Annotated in this window: 17 protein-coding genes; 7 read left to right on the top strand and 10 right to left on the bottom strand. The window is 56.8% G+C overall.

Annotated features, from left to right (window positions below):
- Positions 1 to 170 precede the first annotated feature (170 nt).
- Positions 171 to 779, top strand: a complete 609-nt coding sequence (locus tag H6F75_RS03265) for a flavodoxin family protein (protein WP_190749201.1) — start codon at positions 171 to 173, stop codon at positions 777 to 779.
- Positions 780 to 831: 52 nt separating this feature from the next.
- On the opposite strand, the gene H6F75_RS03260 is transcribed toward H6F75_RS03265, so the two are convergent.
- Complete coding sequence (locus H6F75_RS03260; protein WP_190749199.1) at positions 832 to 1,173, bottom strand: helix-turn-helix domain-containing protein; 342 nt, start codon at positions 1,171 to 1,173, stop codon at positions 832 to 834.
- 115 nt (positions 1,174 to 1,288) lie between these two features.
- Between H6F75_RS03260 and H6F75_RS03255 the strand changes: the two genes are divergently transcribed.
- A complete protein-coding gene (locus tag H6F75_RS03255) occupies positions 1,289 to 2,032 on the top strand; it encodes an SDR family oxidoreductase (protein ID WP_190749198.1) in 744 nt (247 codons plus the stop codon).
- A gap of 64 nt (positions 2,033 to 2,096) precedes the next feature.
- Here H6F75_RS03255 and H6F75_RS03250 read toward each other — a convergent pair whose 3' ends face one another.
- Both H6F75_RS03250 and H6F75_RS03245 read right to left on the bottom strand, forming a co-directional pair.
- Positions 2,097 to 3,386, bottom strand: a complete 1,290-nt coding sequence (locus H6F75_RS03250; RefSeq protein ID WP_190749196.1) for a Glu/Leu/Phe/Val dehydrogenase — start codon at positions 3,384 to 3,386, stop codon at positions 2,097 to 2,099.
- Between the two features lie 135 nt (positions 3,387 to 3,521).
- Positions 3,522 to 5,435: a bifunctional diguanylate cyclase/phosphodiesterase gene (locus H6F75_RS03245; protein ID WP_190749194.1), complete on the bottom strand. Its 1,914-nt coding sequence runs from the start codon at positions 5,433 to 5,435 to the stop codon at positions 3,522 to 3,524.
- Positions 5,436 to 5,783: 348 nt separating this feature from the next.
- Here H6F75_RS03245 and H6F75_RS03240 point away from each other — a divergent pair, with 348 nt between their 5' ends.
- Entirely contained in the window at positions 5,784 to 5,990 is a 207-nt protein-coding gene (locus tag H6F75_RS03240) for a hypothetical protein (protein ID WP_190749192.1), read from the top strand.
- A 143-nt stretch (positions 5,991 to 6,133) separates the two neighbouring features.
- On the opposite strand, the gene H6F75_RS03235 is transcribed toward H6F75_RS03240, so the two are convergent.
- Both H6F75_RS03235 and H6F75_RS03230 read right to left on the bottom strand, forming a co-directional pair.
- Positions 6,134 to 7,615, bottom strand: a complete 1,482-nt coding sequence (locus H6F75_RS03235) for an SGNH/GDSL hydrolase family protein (protein WP_190749190.1) — start codon at positions 7,613 to 7,615, stop codon at positions 6,134 to 6,136.
- A gap of 72 nt (positions 7,616 to 7,687) precedes the next feature.
- The gene (locus H6F75_RS03230) at positions 7,688 to 8,581 is read right to left on the bottom strand and encodes a DMT family transporter (RefSeq protein WP_190749188.1); all 894 of its coding nucleotides are present in this window, start codon (positions 8,579 to 8,581) and stop codon (positions 7,688 to 7,690) included.
- 196 nt (positions 8,582 to 8,777) lie between these two features.
- Between H6F75_RS03230 and groES the strand changes: the two genes are divergently transcribed.
- The 3 genes from groES to H6F75_RS03215 all read left to right on the top strand — a co-directional run bounded on the left by groES (position 8,778) and on the right by H6F75_RS03215 (position 13,378).
- Positions 8,778 to 9,089, top strand: coding sequence for a co-chaperone GroES (gene groES, locus H6F75_RS03225; protein ID WP_190515018.1), 312 nt, complete (start codon positions 8,778 to 8,780; stop codon positions 9,087 to 9,089).
- Positions 9,090 to 9,316: 227 nt separating this feature from the next.
- Complete coding sequence (gene groL, locus H6F75_RS03220) at positions 9,317 to 10,948, top strand: chaperonin GroEL (RefSeq protein WP_190749186.1); 1,632 nt, start codon at positions 9,317 to 9,319, stop codon at positions 10,946 to 10,948.
- 288 nt (positions 10,949 to 11,236) lie between these two features.
- The gene (locus H6F75_RS03215; RefSeq protein WP_242019635.1) at positions 11,237 to 13,378 is read left to right on the top strand and encodes a cation:proton antiporter; all 2,142 of its coding nucleotides are present in this window, start codon (positions 11,237 to 11,239) and stop codon (positions 13,376 to 13,378) included.
- 97 nt (positions 13,379 to 13,475) lie between these two features.
- On the opposite strand, the gene H6F75_RS03210 is transcribed toward H6F75_RS03215, so the two are convergent.
- Entirely contained in the window at positions 13,476 to 13,946 is a 471-nt protein-coding gene (locus tag H6F75_RS03210; protein WP_242019633.1) for an SRPBCC domain-containing protein, read from the bottom strand.
- A gap of 169 nt (positions 13,947 to 14,115) precedes the next feature.
- Between H6F75_RS03210 and H6F75_RS03205 the strand changes: the two genes are divergently transcribed.
- Entirely contained in the window at positions 14,116 to 15,507 is a 1,392-nt protein-coding gene (locus H6F75_RS03205; protein WP_190749182.1) for an NAD-dependent malic enzyme, read from the top strand.
- Positions 15,508 to 15,580: 73 nt separating this feature from the next.
- Here the strand turns inward: H6F75_RS03205 and H6F75_RS03200 are convergent, their stop codons facing one another.
- From H6F75_RS03200 to H6F75_RS03190, 4 genes are all read right to left on the bottom strand, one after another.
- Complete coding sequence (locus H6F75_RS03200) at positions 15,581 to 16,060, bottom strand: GNAT family N-acetyltransferase (RefSeq protein ID WP_190749181.1); 480 nt, start codon at positions 16,058 to 16,060, stop codon at positions 15,581 to 15,583.
- Positions 16,061 to 16,067: 7 nt separating this feature from the next.
- Positions 16,068 to 16,742, bottom strand: coding sequence for a VOC family protein (locus H6F75_RS03195; RefSeq protein ID WP_190749179.1), 675 nt, complete (start codon positions 16,740 to 16,742; stop codon positions 16,068 to 16,070).
- A gap of 21 nt (positions 16,743 to 16,763) precedes the next feature.
- The gene (locus H6F75_RS28400) at positions 16,764 to 16,892 is read right to left on the bottom strand and encodes a hypothetical protein (RefSeq protein ID WP_277874224.1); all 129 of its coding nucleotides are present in this window, start codon (positions 16,890 to 16,892) and stop codon (positions 16,764 to 16,766) included.
- Between the two features lie 574 nt (positions 16,893 to 17,466).
- Positions 17,467 to 18,690 carry an ABC transporter permease gene (locus tag H6F75_RS03190; protein WP_190749177.1) on the bottom strand — a complete coding sequence of 408 codons (1,224 nt, stop codon included), beginning with the start codon at positions 18,688 to 18,690 and terminating at the stop codon, positions 17,467 to 17,469.
- Between the last annotated feature and the right edge of the window lie 81 nt (positions 18,691 to 18,771).

Raw genomic sequence — 18,771 nt, 5'->3', positions numbered from 1 at the left:
CCGTTCAGAATGCTGTAAGCAGGGCGCAGGCAGGCCTTAACCCGTTAACCTTGTCTTGCTCTGTTACCAGAATACTTCTTCTGCAAACTACTAGTTACTTTGAGGTTCCTACTTTACTTCGGTAAGTAGTTACTTTTAGTATCTAGGCGTAGCTTTCGCCGTACCGCTCTATGTCAACCATCGCAGTTGTTTACTTTTCTGGAGGTGGGCACACCCATCTCATGGCTGAAGCGATCGCCGCTGGAGTGCGCGAAGCGGGTCACACCGCCGATCTGCTGCGCATTACTGGTGAGCAAATTACGGCTGGTCGCTGGCAAGATGATGTATTTATGGCCCGTTTGAGTACAGCCGATGCCATTGTGTTTGGCTCGCCCACTTACATGGGCGGCGTGGCAGCTCAGTTCAAAGCTTTTATTGACGGGGCTAGCTCTGCCTGGTTCGTGCAGCAGTGGAAGGACAAAATCGCCGCCGGTTTTACCCACTCCAGCTCCCCCAGCGGCGACAAGCAGGGCACGCTGCTGTATCTATCTATCAATGCAGCTCAGCACGGCATGGTGTGGGTGGGGGCCACCGACATGCCCAGTCAGTACCAGGGCAAAACCGACGGCATCAACCGCCTAGGCTCGTTCTTAGGAATTATGGGCCAGAGCCCCATGACGATGGATGGTAGCCCCGCCACCCTCGAGTCGGGCGATCGCCTCACCGCCGAGCTGTTTGGCCAGCGCATTGCCGCCGCTGTCGAGCGCTGGACCTCGCAAAAAGTGGCTGTTCCGGCCTAGGCCGACAATGCTTAGTCACAAGTGGTCTTCCGAGTTCTGAGACCACCACCTGTTATTGCCGGGGTAGGTCACTATAAAGGGCTAAATGCACCTCGCCCCACTGGCACAACGACTGCAACACCGGCACTAAGCTCCGGCCATAGTCGGTGAAAGAGTACTCTACCTTGGGGGATTTGCTCGGGTGCGAAATCCGCAGCACAATGCCATCAGCTTCTAACTCTCGAAGCTGCTGAGTAAGGACTTTTTCGCTCACGTCAAGCATTAGGCGCTTTAGCTCACTAAAGCGCTTTGCTTCGTCGCGCAAATGCCAGAGAATTAAGATTTTCCACTTACCGCCTAGCACCTTTAAAGTTGCTTTAACAAATTCTGTTCCTTCGGTAGTTATCTCTGGCATCGTTCATTTTGGTTAATCATAACGAAGCCTGAGTACTTACGAAAAAGTAAGTACTTTGCAAACCTCAGGACTCAGTATACCGTTGTAAAAACGGGTTAGAAAAAAGGCCGCTGACATGCAGGTAGAAAACGCTGTAGCGCTGGTAACGGGAGCTAACGGTGGTATAGGGCAATACTATATTGACACCTTACGAGCAATGGGAGCAGCTCGAATCTATGCCGGAGCGCGCCAGCTTAAAAGCTTAGATAATTTGGTTGCGCTCGATCCAGACCGCATTATTCCGGTTGCTTTAGATATTACCGATGAGGCAACGGTAAAGGCGGCAGCCGCCCAGTGTGGCGATGTAAATTTGCTGATCAACAATGCGGGTATTGCCCTGATGCAGGGGTTTATTTCTGCACCCGATCTCTCCGCAGCGCGGGCTGAGCTTGAGGTAAATTACTTTGGCACTTTGACGATGTGTCGCGCGTTTGCGCCAGTGCTCAAGGCCAATGGTGGGGGTGCGATCGTCAACATGCTCAGCATTTTGGGCCGAGTTAATTTCCCTATGAATGCCTCCTACAGCGCGTCTAAAGGGGCAGGCTATATCTTGACCCAGGGGGTACGGGCAGAGTTGGCAGCCCAAAATACCCTCGTCATCGGCGTCATGCCCGCAACGGTAGATACTGAGAGTAGCCAGCACTTTCCGCCTCCCAAGGTGGCCCCCGCAGCGGTAGCCCAGGCGGCCCTTCAAGCAGTCATTGATGGGGTTGAGGATGTATATCCCGGCGAGCAGGCCCAGGCGATCGCAGCCCAACTGCTCAGTGATCCCAAGGGGCTAGAGAAGGCAATGGCGGCAATGTTGCCCCAGTCAGCGTAAACCTTGTAAAAAGGTTCACGTCTCACCCCTCTAACTCCCGTCCTTATCCTGCATTCTCCAGGTCTTAAATACCGCTGACGTAGTAGTCGCGGGTGCCCTTGGCATTGAGGGCATCGCCCAAGCGATCGAGGGCGTGCACGTAGGCGGCAGTGCGCGGAGAAATTGCCAGCTCCTGGGCAATTTGCCAGATGCGTTCACCCTCGGTCACCATCATGGTTTTGAGGCGGGCGTTGACATCCTCCACCGACCAGTAGAGACCGCTGCGGTTTTGCACCCATTCAAAATAGCTGACGGTGACGCCGCCTGCGTTAACCAAAATATCGGGGAAGACGTAGATGTCTTTGGCTTCTAAGATGCGATCGGCCTCGGAAGTTACGGGGCCGTTGGCCACCTCAAAGATATAGCGAGCCTGAATGGTGTTGGCATTCTCGGCGGTGATTTGATTTTCCAGCGCTGCCGGAATCAAAATATCGACATCCAGGGCCAGCAGTTCATCGTTGGTGACCACAGAGTGATCCTCCACGATGTTGCACACGGTGCCTTCGCAGTACACCGCTTTGAGGCTGCGGGTCGAGGTCTTAAACTGCTGAATGCTGGGGATATCTAGCCCTGACGGGGAATAGACGCCGCCCTGGGAGTCGCTGACTGCCACAACTCGGTAGCCCGCATCGAACAGCAGCCGGGCGATGACGCTGCCGGCGTTGCCAAACCCCTGCACTGCAACAGTGGTGTTTTGAGGCACCTGGCCAAATTTAGCCATCATCGCCTGCAGCACGTAGAAAGCGCCGGTGCCGGTGGCCGTGTCGCGCCCCTGACTGCCGCCCATGCTCAGGGGTTTGCCAGTAATCACCGCCGGGCTCAGCTTGCGGCAGATGATGCTGTACTGATCCATCATCCAACCCATGATCATGGGGTTGGTGTAGACGTCGGGGGCGGGCACGTCGACATCGGGGCCGATAAAGTTGGCGATCGCGTCAATATACCCCCGACTCAAGCGCTCTAGCTCGAATTTCGACAGCTCCTTGGGGTTTACGGTGACGCCACCTTTTGCCCCACCCAGAGGCAAATTCAGCGCCGCGCACTTAAAGGTCATCCAAAACGCCAGCGACTGAACCTCGTCGAGGGTGACATCGGGGTGAAAGCGAATGCCGCCCTTGGTGGGGCCGCGCGTGTCGTCGTAGCGCACTCGATAGCCTTGAAAGACTTTCAGGGTGCCGTTGTCCATCCGCACCGGAATCGACACGGTGAGACTGGCCTTGGGATATCGCAGCCGTTCAGAGGCATCCTCAGAAATCGAAACGTACTTAAGCGCCCGCTCTAGACGGCGGTTAGCATCGGACAAAATGGAGGCCATAGACAAACACCAGGGGATGAAGGGATTGGTGAGCAGCAAATAGTGCCGCTGTTATTAAGGTGCCGCCAGGTCGAATCGACTCAATCAAATAGCAATATTTTGTATTGTAAGCTACCGTTTTCTCCCTTACGCCCTTCACAGTGCGGCTAAACAGGTCCCTTCTCGCAGCAGGGTCGTCAAGTTTGCGGCGGTCATGGGTCGAGAGAATAGATAGCCTTGGCCGTAGGTGTAGTTTAGCGACAGCATCAGGTCGCGCTGGCTGGCCTGCTCAATGCCCTCAGCCACCAGACTAAAGTTAATGCCCTCCGACAGATTTGCGATCGCCCGACAAATCGCCACTTTCTCTAAGTTTTGAGCATTGGTCGGTATGAAAAAGCGGTCGACCTTGACTTCATCGAAGCGAAACTGTAGTAGCTGGGCCAGGCCCGACTGTCCCATACCAAAGTCGTCGACCTTAAGCCGCAGCGACATATCCCGCAGCCCTTGCAGGCCTTGCAGGTAGCGATCGAGGTTGTTGTAGATGCCGCGCTCGGTAATTTCGATGCCAAAGTGGTTGCTGGCAATGCCGGCCCCCATCACCCGCTCCATGACGCGCTCTAAAAAGTCGTCATCCTCAAGCTCTAGGGGGCTGATGTTGACAGAAAGCGTAAATTGGGGAGCGATCTCCTGCCACTGGGCCAGTTGCTCTAGGGCGTGGCAGAGCACCCAGTCGCTAATGCGGTGCACCAGCCCAGTCGCTTCGGCCACAGGAATAAACTCTGAGGGTGAGACTCGACCGAGATGAGTCGAATCCCACCGGATGAGAGCTTCAGCTCCAACAATGGCACCGGTTGTCATGTTGCAGATGGGCTGATAGGCGAGCCAAAACTCGGCTTCGCTGCTGCGCTGTTCTAGGTAGGCTTCGAGGGTAATCTGGCGCAGCCGCCGCCGAGCCAAGTTGTAGTTCCACACCTGAATGCGGTGCTGAGGTGAGTTAGAGCGGCGGTTGCGTTTGGCCTCTCGCAGCGCGGTTTCGGCGGCCTGGAGCAGTCGGTTAATTGAGGTATCTTCCTCGAAGGCGTCGATGGTGCCGCTGGCTACGCCGATGGAGGCACCGACGCTGGCCCCTTCGATTTCGATCGCTAAGATTGCCTCGAGCACGCTGGTGGCAATGGCAACCGGCATCGGGCAGGGCTCCGGTGGCATCGGGTTGGAGTCGGGCAGCAGCAGCAAAAATTCGTCGCCACCGTTGCGCACCGCAATGCCGTTGTGGGTTTGCGCATGGTCTTGCAATACCCCAGCAACGGCCTTGAGCAGCTCATCGCCCAGGTAGTGGCCCCGCTGGTCATTGATCAGCTTGAAGCGATCGAGATCAATAAAGAGGCACACCTCCCAAGCCTCTAGCTCCATCTCCAGCACGCGGCGGTTGTAAAGGCCCGTGAGCGGGTCGTGAATAACACCGCTCACCTCCGTAAAGGTCATGTAGAGCAGCTCTGGGGAGAGCGGCGTAACCAGGGTCATGTACCAGCCCGAAATTTCGCCCTTGTACTGGTATTCAAGCCGCTTGGGCTCACCGGACTCAAGGGCCGCCAGGTAAAGCTCGATGAGCGAAACCTGATAGGGGTAAACCCGCTGGCGGTGGGTGGGCATTTTTTCGCAGAGGCGATCGCCCGGCTTCAGCAAGCCTTTGGTGATCACCCTGGCGGCGGGGTTGAGCTTGATCATCGTCAGGTCGTCGCCGACACGCTGGCAGAGCAGCTTGCCGGTGAGCGCCTGTTCCCAGGTGGCCTCTAGTAAGTTAAAGGTTTCCCCCAGATAGCGCAGTCGGGTTTGGCTGGTGAGCAAAGTCAAAACCGCCGCCCAAGACACCCCCGCCGTGACCCAGTGCCAAAAGGCGTTGTGGAAGTGCATAGCGCTGAGGGTGTGACCGACGCCGCAGCTAAAGATGAACATCATCATTAGCAGCAGGTTGAGCCAAATGTCGCGTCGGGCCGTCAGCAGCAGCGGCAACAGCGTTAGGGGAATGATGAAATACGCCGCCGCGATCGCGCCGTTGGCAGCAATATCCATGCTTGACCCTCCCCTAGAACAGTGCCCCTTTGCTGTTTTCAGCCTATGGCCTGACCGGGCCGTTAAGACAGAAACCTCCAATTATTAATTAGCGGCAAGTAAAGTATTCACCGGGAAAATGCCGATCGGCCCCAGCTAGCTTCACAGTACCTGCGGGGCGCGATCCAGTGAATTTTCGCTGGCGTAAAGTGCAACGTCCTATTGCGAAGCACAACAAACTTTATCGAGGCGTAAAGGTTCAGCCTGAACAGTGGTCGTTAGGGATGGGTTCTCGGAGAATGGGGTCATGTACCCAGGCCCGGTGCCCCAAGGCGGGTCTGGTTCCTCTTATGTATAAGGACTATCGTTATGAACAATCCCCAAGAAGTACTTGAGCACCTAAAGCAGCTCGAAAAAGTCGGTACAGTACAAAGCGCCCTCTATCGCGAAGAGGCCCAAGAAGTACTCGCAGACGACACCGTTAGTCTCAAGTGGCGTCGGGCGATCGCCGATCGCCTCAACCGAGCCAACCACGATCTAGCCCTGCACACCGTCAGCAGCGAAGACAGCTACTAGACCTTAAACACCCTCACTGAGCCCAGGTGGTTAGCGCAACTGGGGTTAGCCCTTTGATGCCCGGCGGAAATTTTTATCCGCCGGGCTTTTGACTGCGATCCCAAAGGGTGGCCGGAGGCCAATCGCCTCAACCAGGTCCGCTCTCAAATCACGGCTGACACAGTCTGAACTGAACTCAGGGAGTCCGCGACCCAACTATCCGAATCGGGGCTGAAAATTCCTATTGCGCCACCCTGGGAAACCGCTCCAGACATCGCCAAAGCTTCGCCTGCCAGCGCTGGCATCGCACCATCGCCGGGCTGCAAATATCCTGCCTCCAAGAGGCTAGTCTGAAACACATCCGCCAGCAGCGCGTGCACGGTGGTTGTGGGGTGCTGCTGATCCCACCAAAAGTAGCCGGGGTCGTCGAGCAGTCCCTGGTTGAGCAGCGGGTCGGTGACGTTGGTAAACCCAAACTCCGCCGGAGCGCCAATAATCTCGGTGGTCAATCCAAACAAATCGACCGGGATGATGTCGATCGTAGCGGACAGACTTTGCTCCAGCGCCGCTAACGTATTGGCTAAACCAGCGTTAAACGACTGGCTCAGCGCAGTGGCCTGGGCGCTGGTGCCATCGCCCAGGGTGCGGGGCGTCAGGCCCAAGTTCGGCAGGTTGGGCACCAAAAATGTATCGGCTCCCCGCGCCGCTAGGCTGGTGATAGCCGTGGCGATATTCTGCACCGAGGTGGCGAGAAAGGCCGGAATTGCAGCGGGGTCGCTGGGTAGATTAAATAAGTCGTTGGCCCCGGCCCACAAGACATAAAGACTGTCAGGGTTGGCCGCGCCTTCCCCGAGGCCACCCAGATAGCTATCGACCTCGTCGAGCAATCCCGGCAGATTAGATGCCGTGCCCGTGAGCGAGCTAATTAGGGGGTCGAGGCCGTTGTCTCGGCCTGTGGTGGCTCCCCCCACGGCGAAGTTTTGCACCTCGGTAGGCTCTAGTCCGATATCGCTAGCCAGGTAGTCAACCCAAATATCGCCGTTAGAAAACCGGCCTTCAGAATAGGGAAAAGGCGGGAAAAAGCCCGTCAGCCCAAACAGGTTGCCAGGGTCTGACAGACTGTCGCCAAAGATCGTCAGGCCGCTAAAACTGGGCACCAGCGCCTGGGCTTGAAAATTCTCGGCAGTAAGACTGGTCGCTTCCACATTCAGGAGAATGACGCTGGGCTCCGGCTGGTTCAAGTAGCGCAGGGTGGTGTTTGCGCCCTGCTGAGCGATCGCAATCTGCCCAAAACTCAAGCCCCCTGGCAGCAAAAAGCGATCGCTTCCAGGAGTAAAATCCACCACGGTATCGACCCGGCCATCGTTTTTGAGCACCACGGTATCCTGCCCCAGCCCGGTAAAGAGCTGGTTATTGCCCAAACCCCCATCGAGAGCATCATTGCCCAGACCACCCAAAAGCCAGTCATTTCCTTCGGCCCCAAACAGCTGTTTGTTGCCCCAGAGGCCCACTAAGATTTCGTCTTCCGTGCCGCCATTGAGCACGTCATCGCCAAAGCCACTGACCAAAACGGTGCTGCCAAAAATATCAAGGGGATTGAGACTAGCAAGAAACGGATTCAAAAAAGATGGTAAAAGCGATGCCATAACGCCTCCAGAAAGTGCAGTGGGTTGAGTAAAAAGCTATGCCCAGAGTAGCGAATAGCACACCTGACTGACTCATAGTCTAGGTTGACTGAGCACCACATTCACGCCCAGCAAAATTAGCCCCATGCTAGCCACCATCGTCGCCGTCAGTGGCTCTCGAAAAAACAGCCAGGCTAGCCCCGCCACAAAGATCGGCACCAAACTATAGACGACGCTGGCAGTGCGGGTGGGGCCAACCTGCTGAATGCTGAGGTTAAACAATAGATAGGCCACACCCGACGCTGCCACCCCCATGTACAGAATGGCGATCGATGAAGCCAAAGAGAGGGTCGCCAACTGTAGCCACCAGCGTTCTAACGAGGCCAGTACTAGGAGTTGCCCAACGCCAGCCACAGCGGCATAAAAGGTAATCGTCAACCCCGAGTACCGCTGGCTTAGCTGTTTGATAATTAAGGAATACACCACCCAGCACAGCACCGCGCACAGCATCAGCCCATCGCCCCGGTTGAGTTTTAGGGTGAGCAGGGTGGTGATGTTGCCCCGAGTCAGCAGGGTCAGCACTCCCAGCAGCGCCAGCACAATGCCGCCGTACTGGCGGCGACTCAGCCGCTCACCAATAAACAGCGCCGCCATCACCCCCGTCACCACCGGATTAAAGGCGTTGATAATGGCGGTGTTAGCCGTGGCCGTGTAGCGCAGGCTGCTAAAGAAAAAATAGTGATAACCCACCACCCCAAATAGACCCAGTAGCGCCATCGCTCCCCAGTCGGCGCGGGCGACGGTGAGGGCTTTGACCGGCTGAGCACTGCGGCTGATAAATAGACCCAAAACTCCCATGGCAATGACGTAGCGCAGCAGCGAGGTAGTCAGCGGCCCCAGATCGACCGTGGTGTATTTGCCCGCCACAAAGCTGCCCGCAAACAAAAAGCTGGTGAGAATGGGCAGCAGAACCTTGAGTTTGGGCATCGATCAATCCTACACAGCGCCAACCAGTTCGGGAACCCGTACAGGGGGCTTTGTTGCGATCGCCCCTCTAGCGTCGTAAATTAGCACTCGGAGCTTGCGAGTGCTAAGCTTCGAAAGTCTGTGTAATGCGTCTGAGCGGGGCTGAGTGCTAACTCCCCCAGGCGCTGTCTTAATAGCAAATCCGGAGAAGCATTGTATGGCAGCTATCACTTTGGCGGCATCTAGCGTTAAGCCCCTAGCCGATCGAGTTTTGATTAAAGTAAGTGCGTCCGAAGAGACCACTGCTGGCGGCATTCTGCTACCTGACACCGCCAAGGAAAAGCCTCAGGTGGGCGAGATCACCGCCGTAGGCCCTGGTAAAACCGACGACAAAGGCACCCGCCAATCGCTGGAAGTAAAAGTTGGCGACAAGGTGCTCTATTCCAAGTATGCCGGTACCGACATCAAGCTGGGCGGCGACGAGTTTGTGCTGCTGTCTGAGAAAGACATCCTCGCCGTTCTCGGCTAAATAACTCTGAATTTTAGAGTTTGAATTTTGGCTTTGTAGGGTGGGCAATGCCCACCATCACCTACGCCAATTGCAAGGCGTTACTTGCAGTTGCCTTTGCAAAGTTTCGTGGGTTCCGCTAGCGCTTTACCCGACTGACTGAGCTGGTGAGTTCCGACCCCTAAAATTCTCTTCCCTTCACGTTTTCGCATTCACTTCGTATTTTCTTCCCGGAGAACATCAAATCTATGGCTAAGCGCATTGTCTACAACGAAAACGCCCGTCGCGCCCTCGAACGCGGTATGGACATTCTGACTGAGGCCGTGGCCGTCACCCTCGGCCCCAAAGGCCGCAACGTGGTGCTCGAGAAAAAGTTTGGCGCGCCCCAGATCGTCAATGACGGCGTCACCATCGCCAAAGAAATTGAACTCGAAGACAACATCGAGAACACCGGCGTAGCCCTGATTCGTCAGGCTGCTTCTAAAACCAACGACGCCGCTGGCGACGGTACCACCACCGCCACCGTCCTGGCCCACGCCATGGTCAAGGAAGGGATGCGCAACGTCGCCGCTGGCGCCAACGCCATTTCGCTGAAGCGCGGCATCGACAAAGCCACTGCGTTTCTGGTCGAAAAAATTGCTGAGCACGCCCGCCCCGTTGGCGACTCTAAGTCCATTGCTCAGGTGGGTTCCATCTCCGCCGGTAACGACGAAGAAGTGGGCGCCATGATCGCTGAAGCCATGGAGAAAGTGGGCCGCGAAGGCGTCATCTCCCTAGAAGAAGGCAAGTCGATGACCACCGAACTGGAGGTCACCGAAGGGATGCGCTTTGACAAGGGCTATGTCTCCCCCTACTTCGTCACCGACACCGAGCGCATGGAAGCGGTGCTCGATGAGCCCTACATCCTGATCACCGACAAGAAAATTGCCCTGGTGCAGGATCTAGTGCCCGTGCTGGAGCAAGTCGCTCGCTCCGGTCGTCCCCTAATCATCATTGCTGAAGACATCGAGAAAGAGGCTCTGGCTACCCTGGTAGTCAACCGTCTGCGCGGTGTGCTGAACGTGGCTGCCGTTAAGGCTCCTGGGTTTGGCGATCGCCGCAAGGCCATGCTCGAAGACATCGCCGTGCTGACTGGCGGTCAGGTGATCTCTGAAGACACCGGCCTCAAGCTCGACAACACCAAGCTCGACATGCTGGGTCAGGCCCGTCGCCTCACCATCACCAAAGACACCACCACCATCGTCGCCGAAGGCAACGAGCAGGATGTCAAGGCCCGCTGCGAGCAGATCCGTCGCCAGATAGACGAAACCGAGTCGACCTACGACAAAGAGAAGCTGCAAGAGCGTCTGGCCAAGCTCTCTGGCGGTGTAGCCGTAATCAAGGTCGGTGCCGCCACCGAAACCGAGATGAAAGACCGCAAGCTGCGCCTCGAAGACGCCATCAACGCCACCAAGGCAGCCGTTGAAGAAGGCATCGTCCCCGGCGGTGGTACTACTCTGGCCCACCTGGTGCCCGATCTCACCACCTGGTTAGAAGCCAACCTCACCGCTGAAGAGCACACTGGGGCTGCGATCGTAGCCCGTGCCCTGGCTGCTCCTCTGATGCGCATTGCCCAGAACGCTGGCCAAAACGGTGCCGTGATCGCCGAGCGCGTCAAAGAGAAGGACTTCAACGTCGGCTACAACGCCGCTAACGGTGAGTTCGTCGACATGTTTGACGCCGGTATCGTTGACCCCGCCAAGGTGACTCGCTCTGCCCTGCAGAACGCGGCCTCCATCGCCGGTATGGTGCTGACCACCGAGTGCATCGTGGTCGACATGCCCGAGCCCAAAGAAGGTGCCCCTGCAGGCGCCGGCATGGGCGGCGACTTCGACTACTAAGTCGCTAAGTTAGCCACCAGCACCAGACGCTGTTAGGGACACGCCACCGGGCTGTAACTGTGTAGCAATCTGTCTGGCAACATAGCTCTAAACAAAAGCCGCCCTAGAATCTGGGGCGGCTTTTATGCTAAAAACCAGGAGCAGCGCGAAACTCTTACTTTGGACAGAGAGACAGACTTAGCCTAGGAGCACGACCCTTAGGACAGCAGACTCAATACAAAGTCAGTATTTAATTAACTTCCACAGCCAGGCCTCAAGCGTCCTGGCTCTCTTTATGCTAAGGGCCGCATGATGTTTTTCTTTTTGGTAGAACCTGTCTCAGAAACGTTAAAAGAACCAATTACAACGTTTGTGCTGTTGCTGGCGATTGTGTTGATCACACCGCCCATTTTTGAACGGTTCAGGCTACCCGGATTAATCGGCCTATTGCTGGCTGGGGTGTTATTTGGTAGTAGCGGTCTGGGGTGGCTCAGCGCTGACACCGACATCATGAAACTATTCTCAGAAATCGGCAAAATTTATCTGATGTTTGTGGCCGGTCTTGAGATTGACATGGCCCTATTTGAGAAAACACGCAACCGCTCCCTCGGCTTTGGCATGCTGACCTTTGCTGTCCCCATGCTAGGCGGTATTGCGGTTGGTTTATTCTTTAACTTTGGCTGGCTGGCAGCGGTTTTAATTGGCTCTTTGCTGGCCTCTCACACGCTACTGGCCTATCCGATTGTGCAACGGTTTGGCATTGTAAATAATGAAGCCGTAACCGTCACTGTTGGGGCAACAATTTTCACAGACATTGGCTCGCTGCTGGTGCTGGCTATCTGTCTAGGCATCAATCAGGGAGACTTTTCAACGCTTAAATTGGCCACGTTGTTAGGGTCATTGGCTCTATACACGATCGCAGTTTTAGTGGGTCTCAAACAGCTCAGTAAGCTGTTCTTCCAGCGAACTGGAAAAGACGAGGGTAATCAATTTCTTTTTGTGATGCTCTCTGTGTTTCTCTGTGCATTGGGAGCACAGCTAATTGGAGTAGAAAGCATTATTGGGGCCTTCTTGGCGGGGCTGGCTATCAACAGCGTAATTGGTGATGGCCCAGTCAAGGAAAAAACAGAATTTTTGGGTAGCGTTTTATTTATTCCGATGTTTTTTGTGGCCATGGGGCTACTGCTCGATCTAGAGGCTTTTGGCGACATCCTCAGATCGATTGAACTGCCCTTGATCATCGTCGGTATGCTGTTGCTCACTAAAGGGCTGGCCTCCCTAGGTGCCCGCATGCTCTATGGCTACACCTGGCCCGAAACCTGGACTATGTGGTCGCTGTCGATTCCGCAGGTGGCGGCTACCCTAGCGGCAGCGCTGGTGGGCTATGAAGCGGAAATTATTAACTCCCAGGTGTTCAACAGCGTCATTTTGCTGATGCTGGTGACGGCCATTCTAGGTCCGCTGGTTACCACTAGATTCGGCAAACAGCTAATCACCGTAGATCCATTGGCGGAAACCGAAGTGCTCGATTGGCTACCCGCCTCCAGTGACATTCCAGAGTCGTTTACGGTGGTGGTGCCGATCTACAACCCCAATACCGAGCAATGGCTGATTGAGCTGGCAGCGGCAGTCGCCCGCCATGAACACGGGCGGGTGATTCCCCTGGCGGTGGCCCTGGCTCAACCCCAGATGGATTCGCCGCAGCTGGCTAGAGCTATTGCCCACAGCCGCCAGAGGCTGGAGGCCACCCAGGCGATCAGCGCCGCCCTAGAAGCCGAAATCGACCCCAGGTTGAGAATCGACTACAACGTGGCCCAGGGCATTTCTCACCTCAGCCGGGAGGAAAATGCCAACCTGATTCTGCTGGGCATGGGACAGCGCTCGCGGCTAGGTGCCCGGCTCTTCAGCAATATTCAGGACAGTATTTTGTGGTCAGCCCACTGCCCAGTAGTGGTGGCCCGCTTGCTAGATTCGCCCACGACCTGCAAAACCATTCTGTTGCCCATTGAGAACCCCTCCCCTGCTAACCTCCGCACCCTGCGCTTTGCCCAGGTGTTGGCCAGCACTTACGAGGCTAAAATTACGCTGCTGCACGTGCACAGTTCGCGGGCCTCAGAACTTCAGCGCAGCCGGTTAGCCAAGCAGCTAGAGCTGTTGGTGGACCGTTTTCCCGCCTCGGATATCGATATCGATATTCGCCTAGTAGCGGGAGACAACGTGGTCGCTACCATTGTCAAAACCGCATCGCAGTATGACGTAGTGATGCTGCGCCTACAGCGTCGTCGCGTCGGCAATGGGTTGACCGTGGGCTCACAAACTACGTCCCTGGTCGATCAGCTGACCGGCTCGGTCATTTTGGTGGGCGAGCCCCATCCTCTACGCAGCGATCGCCCCGTCCGTTCTGATCGAGCTGCCTTCAAGCTAAATTCTAAATTCTTGACCTCGTCCTAGGGATCGTTTGCAATTGAGGTCAAGTCCAAGCGGGAGAGCGGATCGCTGAGGCAGACAAAACCCATCTACCCAAATACCCATCCACCCCTAACGCCCATCACCACTGCCGGCGGTAGTGGTGCTCCACATAGCGCTTAATCTGCCGGGCCATGCGGCGAATGCCTTCCTTTTCGTCGCGGCGAATGAAGGGCAGAAACACCTGGGAGAGCAGGCCAGAAATGCGCTCCTGGTGGATGTATTTGGTGCGGTTGGGGCCAACATCCTCCAGTTCAAACACGTGCTCGCTTTTGAAGCCGGGGCCTTTGGAGATCCACCGTAGGCAGTGGTTGGGCTGCACAACCACGATGCGGGGCTGAAACTCGGTTTCGTCTTCGCCCTCAAGGCGGCGCAGAGCCAGGAAAATTTCGCCGCCGGGGCGGATGGGCAGGTTGGGGTCGCAGTCGTAGAGAAAGGTATTCCAACGGTGCCACTCTTCTTTGCGGACTAGGGCATCCCAAACGGCGAACCGGGGAGCGTTGATGGTAACTTCGCTGTAGAGACTGGGCATGGCGGTGAAGAGGGTAGCCAAGGAATCGGGCGCCAGAAATCGTGCAGAGGTAACAGACGCTACTGCTATCTTCACACACACTGGGGGGACACAGACGGGAGCGACTTAGTCGCCTAAACTAGGGAGCTGGTCTTAATATTCCCTCAGAACAGCTTTCTTGTTTCGCTGGCGATCGCCCAAAGGTTTTGGCATGGCAACTCTTACCCCCAACCCAAGTTATAGTCTCAGTTTACGGCTCAAAATTCCCAATAAAACCGGCATGCTGGCGCGCATTACCCAAGCGATTGCCGAAGCTGGGGGAAATTTAGGCGATTTTGAGCTGATCAGCCGCAGCCGCCGCGATCTGGTGCGCGTGCTGCATGTGGATGCTTCCAGCGAAGCCCATGTCGAAGACATCATTGCAGCGGTCAAAACCGTTGAAGACATCGAGATCTTAGAGATCTGCGATCGCACCTTTAAGATCCACGAGGGCGGCAAGATCAGCGTGGAGAGCAAGCTGGAGCTGCACAGTCAGGATGACCTGGCTATGGCCTACACCCCCGGCGTGGGGCGAGTGTGCGTCGAAATTGCCGAGCACCCCGATCGCGTCTTTGACCTCACCATTAAGGGCAACACGGTGGCGATCGTCACCGACGGCAGCGCCGTGTTGGGCCTGGGGAATCTTGGCCCCGCTGCCGCTCTGCCGGTGATGGAGGGTAAGGCCCTGCTGTTTAAGAAATTTGCCGGGCTGGATGCTTTCCCGATCTGCCTGGACACCCAGGATACTGACGCGATCGTGACCGCCGTGAAGCAGCTGGCCCCCGTCTTTGGCGGCATCAACCTCGAAGACATCAGCGCCCCCCGCTGCTTTGAGATCGAGGCTCGCCTGCGCCAGGAGCTAGATATTCCCGTCTTCCACGACGACCAGCACGGCACCGCCATTGTCACCCTGGCGGCACTGATCAACGCCCTCAAGCTCGTCAACAAATCCCTCACCCAGGTCAAGGTAGTGATTAACGGCGCCGGGGCCGCAGGGGTGGCGATCGCCAAGCTGCTGCAAAAGGCCGGAGCCACCTCCATCGTGCTCTGCGACTCCAAAGGCATTCTCTCGCTGAGCCGCGACGATCTGAACGACCAAAAGCAGGAATTTGCGGTGGAAGCAGCGGGCACCCTGGCCGACGCCATGGTGGGGGCCGACATCTTCCTGGGCGTCAGCGCGCCGGGGGTCGTGTCGGTGGATATGGTGGCCTCCATGGCGGCCGACCCGATCGTGTTTGCCATGGCGAACCCTATCCCTGAAATTCAGCCCGAGCTGGTGACCCACAAAGTGGCAGTGATGGCCACGGGCCGCAGCGACTACCCCAACCAGATCAACAACGTGCTGGCCTTTCCGGGAGTGCTGCGGGGAGCGCTCGACTGTCGCGCTCAGGAGATTACGTCGTCGATGTATTTAGAGGCGGCCTATGCGATCGCGGCCCTGGTGAGCCCCCAGCAGCTCGATCGCGAGCACATTATCCCCTCAGTGTTCGATGAGCGCGTGGCAGCAGCGGTCGCCTCAGCGGTCAAGCATGCAGCACGGGTGGATGGGGTTGCAAGGAAGTAAACAGGGTTCAAGGTATAGGGTATAGGGTACAGGGCTACCCCTTAAACCCTGTACCCTATACCCTATACCCACCCTAGACCCCAGTTTCAGTCAACACCCGTTCTACTAAGTACCGCGTAAACTGCACGCCGTTGCGATCGACCACTTCGGTGTCGTACTGGCTGAAGCCAAATTTTTGGAATAGCCCCAGGCTAAACTCGCTGGCTTCAGAGTAGAGGCGCTGGATTTGCTTTTCCTGGGCGTGGGCGAGCACCGCCTGCATCAGCAATGAGCCGACGCCCTGGTGCAGACAGTCGTGGCGTACGTAGGTGGACGCCACATAACCGTTGTCGTCAATACCCGCAAAGCCGAGGATGGCGGTGTCATCATCTTCGGCTACGTAGGTGGTCACCCCCAAGATGAACTGGTGGAACCGAGGGCTAGCGGCATCGACGGCCGCCCAGGCCTCGACTTGAGCCGGGGTGTAGTGCTGCGGACCGTTGATTAGCACCGTTTCTCGAAACAGCGTTGCCAGGGCCGGTAAATCGGCTTCAATTGCGGTACGAAGATTCATGCTTGAGTTACCAGTGGACGATCAGCGGTAGGGCGGGGCGAAAGTCGTGGTGCTGGGCCTGGGTCTCTCCATCAAAGCCGAGCTCCATGAGATAGGCCGGGCCGGTCTGGATTGTGATTAAGTCGGTGGCAGAGAGCGCCTCTAATTCCTTCGATCGCTGCGGCGGTTGGGTTAAGGTAAAACTAACCCGCGTCACCTCGCGTAACCCAAAGGCGTGATCAAGGGGTTGTGCCTTGGCTTCAGTGTAGCTATCCTGTCGCTTGGCAAAGGGCAGACAAAAGAGCATTGGCTCGCTCAGCACCGATACATTGGTCGCTACAGGTATGGCTACGCCCGCCGGCAAGTAAGCGGGCTGGTAGTTCCAAGTGGGGAAGGGCAGGGTTTCGGAGGCTTGGCCTGCGATCGGGCGTAGGCATATTCCAAAGGGGCAGGTGCCCTGGGCTAGACCAGACCAGCGCTCCCACAGATAGGTGGGGCGAGTGCGGTCAGACTGGGCCTCGGCGGCATTGTGCACCCACAGCAGCTCCAGCATCAGGTTATGGAAGAAAAAGCAGCGGTTAGCCGTGCCCTGGCCGGCATGCACGTTGGCCCTGCCCTCCACTAGCCCAAACTGGAGCAGCTGTTCGGCGGCAGGGGCGTTGGGAGCGGCGCAAATAAACAGGTGATCGAGTTCAAACGCCATAGCCGTTAATCCAGTAGGGCATTAGAGAGATTCGCAGACAACGGGCACCGCTGGACTGCCGCAGAAGCTAACCATGCGATCGTCCACCGGCTCGCGGGGGGCTGCCGCTAGAGAAATTATCCCTGGCACCATACCCAAGACTGCCGGCATCGTCCAGAGCTATCTTCGCCAGGACGAACCAGGCCCTTTGCTTCCCGGTCCTGGCAGCAAAATCAGGCGATTTGAGCTAAACATCCGAGGTACTCTGCCCTATGCCCTTGAGGATACCTAAACTCAAGGCCTGTGGAGACAGCGGCGCCCTCTCTGGGGGTGATGACCACCCAGCAGCGAATTTGCCCAGGGGGTGAATCGATTTCTGCGGGCACTTGAACTGGTGCACCGACAGGAACACGGCTCTGGGCCAGACTAGCGCCAGCAGCTAAGGTCACTAGCGCCGCCAAAGTCATCGGGCGGACGGGGGTTGAACGGGGGCTATCCATGGAAGGGGCTGTCGATGAAGGGGAGAGAAAATTTCAGGGAAATTAACTTCACCCACAGCTCAAATAATTCCGCTCGGAGCGGCAAAATTTAGAGCCAGTTTCTGACCAGAAACGACTAACCTACCAGCCAGCGGCGATAGGGTAGGGTTGTAGGTGACAAGCACATGGCTCTAGGCAGACCCTAACCCCTGACACTCTGCTTGTGCCTGAGCCATTCTGTCAAAACAAGTTGATGAACTCCTGGTCTATGCCGTTCTCAAGGCCACAATGGGATCCAGCTTGGCCGCCTGACGGGCCGGGAAAACGCCGAAGAATAGGCCAATGCCGCCAGAAATACTCACCGTCAGCAGAATCGCCCCCGCCGAAATCCCAGCTTCAAAGGGAGTCAACACCCCAATGAGCAGAATGCCGCTTACCCCCACGGCGGTGCCAATTACGCCCCCTGCGATCGATAGAATAATCGCCTCAATGAGAAATTGGCCCAAAATATCGCCTTGGGAGGCTCCGATCGCCTTCCTCAACCCAATCTCTTGAGTGCGCTCTCGCACCGACACCAGCATGATGTTCATAATGCCGATGCCGCCGACAAAGAGAGAAATACCGGCGATCGCTGCCAGCATCAGGGTCAGCGCCCCGGTAATCGTGTTGGCGATGGTGAGCAGCGAGTCCTGACTGCTGATGTAGAAGTCGTCTTCGTCGCGAATGTTGTGGCGCAGGCGCAGCAGGTTGGTGATCTGAAACTCGGCGGTGTCCATGCTGGTGCGATCGCGGGCCGACACCGTAATGAACGAAACCTCAATGCCGTAGGGCGATCGCTCGCTGCCGCCTAGGCGGCTAGCTTTGGTCGTCAGCGGCACCATCACCGCATCGTCATAGTCGAGACCCAAATTAGAGCCTTTCTTCTCCAGCACGCCGACAACGTCAAAGTTGATGCCCCCCACCCGAATCTGCTGACCCAGTCCCGATTCGTCATCAAATAGCCGCTCCCGCAGGGTTTCGCCCACCACCGCCACCTGAGCGCTGCGAGAGACATCCAAATCGCTGATGAAGCGCCCGTTGGCCACCTCAAAACTGCGCACGGCGAGAAAGTCTGGCGTAGTGCCCACCACATTGATGTTGGCGTTGCGGTTGCGAAAGGTGACGAGCTGGCGGCCGCTTGATTCAGCCGCCACGCCACTGACCGAAGGCACTTGCTCAGCGATCGCCGTCGCGTCATCTAGCACCAGCGTACGCGGCACCTCTAGAGAACCCAGTTCGCGAGTTTCGCGACTGCCCGGCACAACAAACAGCACGTTTGGCCCCAGGGTTTCGAGCTGGGCATTGACATACCGCTGTGCCCCCTCGCCCAAACCCACCATCGTGATCACTGACGCATTGCCGATGATAATGCCGAGCATGGTGAGGGTGCTGCGGAGGCGGTTGGCCGCTAGGGTTTTGGTCGCCATCGACAGGCTTTCTTGCAGGTTCATAGGGAAGATATGCTTAGGAATTCGTCAGGGCAGCCAAGAATTGAAACCGGGCTTCTACGGCTTTTTTAGAGGCGACGAAGG

The sequence above is a fragment of the Nodosilinea sp. FACHB-131 genome, from assembly GCF_014695395.1.
GTDB lineage: Bacteria > Cyanobacteriota > Cyanobacteriia > Phormidesmidales > Phormidesmidaceae > Nodosilinea.
The sequence above is the reverse complement of the archived record's forward strand: the minus strand, read 5'-3'. Positions and strand labels throughout refer to the sequence as shown.

Bases quoted from the DNA above. Each gene is read 5' to 3' on its own strand.
- H6F75_RS03265 (WP_190749201.1), top strand. From the start codon at position 171: ATGTCAACCATCGCAGTTGTTTACTTTTCTGGAGGTGGGCACACCCAT.
- H6F75_RS03260 (WP_190749199.1), bottom strand. From the start codon at position 1,173: ATGCCAGAGATAACTACCGAAGGAACAGAATTTGTTAAAGCAACTTTA.
- H6F75_RS03255 (WP_190749198.1), top strand. From the start codon at position 1,289: ATGCAGGTAGAAAACGCTGTAGCGCTGGTAACGGGAGCTAACGGTGGT.
- H6F75_RS03250 (WP_190749196.1), bottom strand. From the start codon at position 3,386: ATGGCCTCCATTTTGTCCGATGCTAACCGCCGTCTAGAGCGGGCGCTT.
- H6F75_RS03245 (WP_190749194.1), bottom strand. From the start codon at position 5,435: ATGGATATTGCTGCCAACGGCGCGATCGCGGCGGCGTATTTCATCATT.
- H6F75_RS03240 (WP_190749192.1), top strand. From the start codon at position 5,784: ATGAACAATCCCCAAGAAGTACTTGAGCACCTAAAGCAGCTCGAAAAA.
- H6F75_RS03235 (WP_190749190.1), bottom strand. From the start codon at position 7,615: ATGGCATCGCTTTTACCATCTTTTTTGAATCCGTTTCTTGCTAGTCTC.
- H6F75_RS03230 (WP_190749188.1), bottom strand. From the start codon at position 8,581: ATGCCCAAACTCAAGGTTCTGCTGCCCATTCTCACCAGCTTTTTGTTT.
- groES (WP_190515018.1), top strand. From the start codon at position 8,778: ATGGCAGCTATCACTTTGGCGGCATCTAGCGTTAAGCCCCTAGCCGAT.
- groL (WP_190749186.1), top strand. From the start codon at position 9,317: ATGGCTAAGCGCATTGTCTACAACGAAAACGCCCGTCGCGCCCTCGAA.
- H6F75_RS03215 (WP_242019635.1), top strand. From the start codon at position 11,237: ATGATGTTTTTCTTTTTGGTAGAACCTGTCTCAGAAACGTTAAAAGAA.
- H6F75_RS03205 (WP_190749182.1), top strand. From the start codon at position 14,116: ATGGCAACTCTTACCCCCAACCCAAGTTATAGTCTCAGTTTACGGCTC.
- H6F75_RS03200 (WP_190749181.1), bottom strand. From the start codon at position 16,060: ATGAATCTTCGTACCGCAATTGAAGCCGATTTACCGGCCCTGGCAACG.
- H6F75_RS03195 (WP_190749179.1), bottom strand. From the start codon at position 16,742: ATGGCGTTTGAACTCGATCACCTGTTTATTTGCGCCGCTCCCAACGCC.
- H6F75_RS28400 (WP_277874224.1), bottom strand. From the start codon at position 16,892: ATGCCGGCAGTCTTGGGTATGGTGCCAGGGATAATTTCTCTAGCGGCA.
- H6F75_RS03190 (WP_190749177.1), bottom strand. From the start codon at position 18,690: ATGAACCTGCAAGAAAGCCTGTCGATGGCGACCAAAACCCTAGCGGCC.